This is a genomic window from Marinimicrobium sp. UBA4209 (assembly GCF_002381585.1).
GTDB classification, from domain to species: domain Bacteria; phylum Pseudomonadota; class Gammaproteobacteria; order Pseudomonadales; family Cellvibrionaceae; genus Marinimicrobium; species Marinimicrobium koreense.
The window spans coordinates 90348-93473 of record NZ_DFTP01000048.1; the positions used below are offsets into that span (position 1 = coordinate 90348).

The window sequence follows — 3126 nt, forward strand, 5'->3', positions numbered from 1 at the left end:
TGCTGTATGCGGCGGGCGTGATTGCCCTGCTGTTTGTGCTCTGGGTGATCTATCTGAACGGCGTGGTGCGCGAGAAATTTGAGGGCAAAAAGTGGTCGGTGCCCGCGCGGGTCTACGCCCGTCCGTTGGAGTTGTACGAAGGGGTGTCGCTGCCCCCCGACCTGTTTGAGCAGGAAATGCTGGCATTGGGTTACCGGCCGGTGGAGCGTGTCAGTGGCCCCGGGCAGTACGCACGCCGGTTTGAGGGTAACACCCGGCACTATGACGTTTACAGCCGCGGCTTTGAGTTCTGGGACGGCGACGAGCCGGCCCGGCGTTTCCGGATGACGTTGGACGCCGGTCGGGTCACCCGTCTGCAGGGCGGGCAGGGGGAGCCGCTACCACTGATGCGGCTGGAGCCCGAAGAGATCGGTGGCATTTTCCCCGCCCACGGCGAGGACCGGTTACTGGTGCGCCTGGAAGACCTGCCGCCGTTGCTCGGCGAAACCCTGCTCGCGGTGGAGGACCGCGACTTCCTGGACCACTTCGGGGTATCGCCCACAGCCATTTTGCGCGCGGCCTGGGCCAACTTGCAGGCGGGGCGGGTGGTGCAGGGCGGCAGTACGCTGACCCAGCAACTGGTGAAAAACTTTTATCTCACCCATGAGCGCAGCCTGCAACGCAAATTCCAGGAAGCCATCATGTCCGTGCTCCTGGAAGTGCATTACAGCAAGTCGGAAATTCTTGAAACCTACATCAACGAAGTCTACCTGGGCCAGAGTGGCTCCCGGGGGGTACACGGCTTTGCCCTGGGGGCGCAGCATTACTTTCGTCAGCCCCTGAACGAACTGAAAACCGAGCAGATCGCGCTGCTGATCGCCATTGTCAAAGGGGCGTCCTACTACAACCCCTGGCGTCACCCGGAGCGGGCCAAGGAGCGCCGGGACCTGGTCTTGCAGGTCATGCATCGGGAAGGGCTGATTGACCAGGCTGAACTGGACGCGGCCACCGAAGCCCCTCTGGGCATCGTGCCGGATGTGGACTACAGCTTGCAGAGTTACCCGGCTTTTATCGAACTGGTGAATCGGCAACTGCGTCGGGACTACCGGGAGGAAGACCTGCGCAGCGAAGGGCTCCGCATCTTCACCAGCCTCTCGCCGATGATTCAACGGCGCCTGGAGCGGGTGATCAGTGAGCGGTTACACCGCCTGGAGCAGGCACACGGCACTGAAGGCTTGCAGGGCGCCGCCATGGTCACCTCGGTGGGCGCCGGTGAGGTGCTGGCCCTGGTGGGCGATCGCAACGGACGGTTCAATGGCTTCAATCGCGCCCTGGATGCCCGCCGTCCGATCGGCTCGCTGGTCAAACCCTTCGTGTATCTCACGGCTCTGGAGCGTCCGGATGAGTATCACCCCGGTACCCTGATCAGCGATGACCCGGTCACCGTGGAAGCGGGCGATGGCACCCTGTGGGAACCCCGCAACGCCAGCTTGGAAGATCACGGGGAAGTGCCTCTCTATCAGGGGCTGGTGCACTCCTATAACCAGGCCACCGCCCGGCTGGGTATGAACCTGGGGCTCGGCTCGGTGTACGACACCCTGCGTGCCGCCGGCTTTGAGGGGACTATCCCCGGGGTACCGGCCATCCTTCTTGGCGCGGTGGAAATGACACCCTACGAGGTCTCCGGTATTTACCACACCCTCGCCGCCGAAGGCGTCTATACCCCGCTGCGGGCGATTCGCGAAGTGCTGACCGCCGAGGGCGACCCGCTGCGCCGCTATCCGTTGAAGATGGAGCAGCGCTTCAGCCCCGAGGCCAGCTTCCAGATGCAGTACCTGCTGCAGCTTGCCCTGCGCGAGGGCACCGGGCGGTCGGTCTACCAGCGGTTACCGGAAGGGCTGGCCATGGCCGGTAAAACCGGCACCAGCAACGACTACCGGGACAGCTGGTTTGCCGGCTTCAGCGGGCAGCACCTGGCGGTGGTCTGGCTCGGGCGGGACAACAACGAGGAAACCCCGCTCACCGGCTCCTCCGGCGCCCTGCATGCCTGGGCGGACATGATGGCGGACCTGCCCACTCAGGGGCTGCCCCTCACGCCGCCGGGTGATGTGAGTTTTGACTGGATCGACAGCGCCACCGGAAAGCTCAGCGCCGAGCGCTGCGAGGGCGCCGTCTGGTTGCCGCTGCGCGAAGGTCAGGTTCTGGAGGAATCCGCTGGGTGTCGCATCGACCGCTCGTCCCGCCCCAGCTGGTGGCAGCGCCTCTGGCAGTGAGCGCCGCACCAAAAAAAGCCGGTGCTTCAAGCACCGGCAAGATAGGAGTACACAATAAGGAAAGCTTCCTGACAAGGTCCACCGGACCCAACTGGTGGTTGATAAAACCAGAGGATTGCCAACACCAGTTACTTACAGTATCGGCGCTGATCAGAAAATCGCCAGTTTTTCCGGCCGCTTAATTAAACCAATTGGAAATAGGTTTGGGCTTGTACATGAGATTTGGCTATATATTAGCCGAATCTCATGCAGTGACGCCCAGGGGGAAGGCTAAAAGCGAAGGGTGCCGGTGCTCTGGGCTGCGCGTCCGCGCACCGCTTCCAGGGCCTGATACAGGCGGGAGTCCGGCGGGCTATGGCGCAGCCCCTGTTCCGCAAACTGACGGGCCTGCTCCATCTGCGCCAGGTCAAAGTAGCTCTGGGCCAACACCAAATACAGCTCGGGCTCGCGCCGATCGATCCGCAGACCGCGCTCAGCGGCGGCGATGGCACCCATATAGTCGCCCTGCTCATAGGCCAGGCGAGCCTGATCGATCAGACTGACCACGGCGGCCGCCTGGGGATCCACCTGTGGGCCTTCCGGCTCATCGGGTCGGTCCAGCGGGCCCACACAGGCGGTCATTACCAGAGCCAGAGTGGTTACAGCAGCAAGTCGAAAAGCGGCGTTCACGCGTCAATTCCTCATTCGGGTCAGACAATAATGGCCGCATGATACCAGTTGCGGCCCGCCATGGGGCTCCATCCTCCCGCCAATCCGTCAATCTGTGACGTAAGAAATGCCAATTCCCCATTTACAGCAGAAAAACAGCTGTTATAATTCCGCCCTCGTTGGCACAGGCCAACCCAGTCGGAGCGTAGCGCAGTCTGGTAGCGCA

General features: G+C 62.7%; 2 protein-coding genes. One reads left to right on the top strand and one right to left on the bottom strand.

Annotated features, from left to right (window positions below):
- A partial coding sequence (gene mrcB / locus B3187_RS07140; protein WP_286805392.1) for a penicillin-binding protein 1B occupies positions 1–2252 on the top strand: 2252 nt, incomplete at its 5' end.
- 270 nt (positions 2253–2522) lie between these two features.
- Here the strand turns inward: mrcB and B3187_RS07145 are convergent.
- Positions 2523–2921 (bottom strand): tetratricopeptide repeat protein, encoded by a 399-nt coding sequence (locus B3187_RS07145; protein ID WP_024460925.1) that lies wholly within the window; start codon positions 2919–2921, stop codon positions 2523–2525.
- Between the last annotated feature and the right edge of the window lie 205 nt (positions 2922–3126).